The 1,312-nt window shown below is 43.3% G+C and carries 1 protein-coding gene; it reads right to left on the bottom strand.

Going from position 1 to position 1,312, the window contains the following annotated elements; genetic code table 11:
- Window positions 1-12 precede the first annotated feature (12 nt).
- On the bottom strand, window positions 13-1,236 hold the full coding sequence (locus AB4298_RS21210; RefSeq protein ID WP_371988321.1) for an ISL3 family transposase: 1,224 nt from the start codon (window positions 1,234-1,236) through the stop codon (window positions 13-15).
- Window positions 1,237-1,312 lie beyond the last annotated feature (76 nt).

The raw sequence follows: 1,312 nt of genomic DNA, 5'->3' as shown, positions 1-1,312 counted from the left end.
GGCTCTTCGTCGTTAATGGTGGAACCCCATATCCAACTTCCCAAAGTGAAACAGTATTGCTCGCTTAAATCGCTCTGTATTTCTATACCCCATGGCCTTTACTCTCAGCAGCCTTATTTGACTATTGATAGCTTCTGCTAGACCATTTGAAACACCAAAACGCATCGCATTAAGTATGCCCCATAATTTAGACTCAACTGTTTCAGCTACGGAAATTAAAGGCTTGATATTACTTGCCTTGATTAAAGCTATCCATTCTAGCCATCTCTGCTTAGTGCCGCGAACGCAGTTGCCATGCCATATGTCACGAGCTTGCTCTTTAAAATACCAAGCTAGCGCTGTATTCATTAACGAAGGCACGAGTTTATTTAGTCTTTCTTTCCTATCCGCTGATAAGTTGTGCCTCTGCTTAAGCCAGAAGAAGCGTGTGCGATGAGCTTCTTGTCTCATTGAGGGAGACAGCCTGTATATTTCATCCCTTCGTATAGCATTGACGGCTTCAGTCAGTAATTTAGCAATATGGAAATGGTCAAATGCAATCCGCTTTTCAGCGTCAGGAAATGCTGCCTTTGCCGCTGAAATATAAGCAGGGCTCATGTCCATACAAATGGTTTTAGTTTGTGATTTCGTATATGAAGGCAATTGCGCAAAACAAGCGTTAAAACTGGCTTTAGAGCGACCGTCTGAGACGGCTAACACTTGGCCTTGAGAGTTGGAAAGCACAGTGACGTAATCATGCCCTTTTTTAATCGCTGTTTCATCAATCAGCAACGACTCTGTCGAACAAGCGGTTCGATGTGCTAACCCTCTAGAGACGGCTCTGTCCATTATTCGGTCAATGGCTCCCCAGCTTAGTTTAAAGAATTTACTGACCGCATTTAGCGTACTCATTGTTAACATCGCCAACACTCTCATTTCCAGTAATTCAGTGTAGCGACTGCTTTCATGCGCCCAAGGAACTTGGAGTGTCTGATAGCCATGTTTAGGACAATGAATACGAGGCACATTTGAGTGGATTATCGTTTCAAATTGGCAAGTATCTAGATGACGCCAAGTTCGAGGGCGTGAGTCATAATGACGGGCTAAACCCTGACAGACAGGGCAAACTGAATCACCACTATGTACATAGTCCACAACGACGATAATACGTTGATGCTCTTCATCAAGTTGAACTTTAGAAACTAACCATGGAGCCTTTAGGCCTAATACTTTCTGGTATAAAAGGGTTTCGCTCATGACTATCGGGAATATGAAATTGTACGAAGAAGTTTATCTTAAAAGCTACGTTTACCACCACCTTCGACGAAGAGCC

Origin of the sequence: Shewanella sp. 10N.261.52.F9, from assembly GCF_041471165.1 — a bacterium.
In the GTDB taxonomy this organism is placed as follows: Bacteria; Pseudomonadota; Gammaproteobacteria; order Enterobacterales; family Shewanellaceae; genus Shewanella; species Shewanella marinintestina.
Note: the sequence above shows the minus strand (reverse complement) of the source record. Positions and strands in the feature narration are given on the sequence as shown.

Coding starts and splice junctions, on each gene's coding strand:
- AB4298_RS21210 (WP_371988321.1), bottom strand. CDS start 1,236: ATGAGCGAAACCCTTTTATACCAGAAAGTATTAGGCCTAAAGGCTCCA.